Here is a 305-nt window from a genome sequence, read left to right as displayed (position 1 = left end):
ATAGCTTCTTTAATCTTGTCAGATAAAACATCTGTCATATCAGATTGGATAAAGCCCGGCGCAATCGCATTGACACGAACATTTCGCCCAGCAACCTCACGGGCAATGGCTTTAGTAAATCCAATCACACCTGCCTTAGAAGCAGAATAGTTGGCCTGTCCAGCATTTCCAATCAAGCCAGATACACTTGATAGATTGATAATAGCACCCTCACGAGCCTTTGTCATTGGTTTCAAAACAGCCTGCGTCATATTAAAAGTTCCAGTAAGATTTACCTTCAGAACCGTATCAAAATCCTCTTCTGT

The 305-nt window shown here is 42.0% G+C and carries 1 protein-coding gene; it reads right to left on the bottom strand.

Annotated features, from left to right (window positions below; translation table 11 throughout):
• A partial coding sequence (locus C1G53_RS11040) for an SDR family NAD(P)-dependent oxidoreductase (protein WP_153046720.1) occupies nucleotides 1-305 on the bottom strand: 305 nt, incomplete at both ends.

This window comes from Streptococcus suis, assembly GCF_002960445.1.
GTDB lineage: Bacteria > Bacillota > Bacilli > Lactobacillales > Streptococcaceae > Streptococcus > Streptococcus hyiners.
This window is presented reverse-complemented; position numbering and strand designations above follow the sequence as displayed.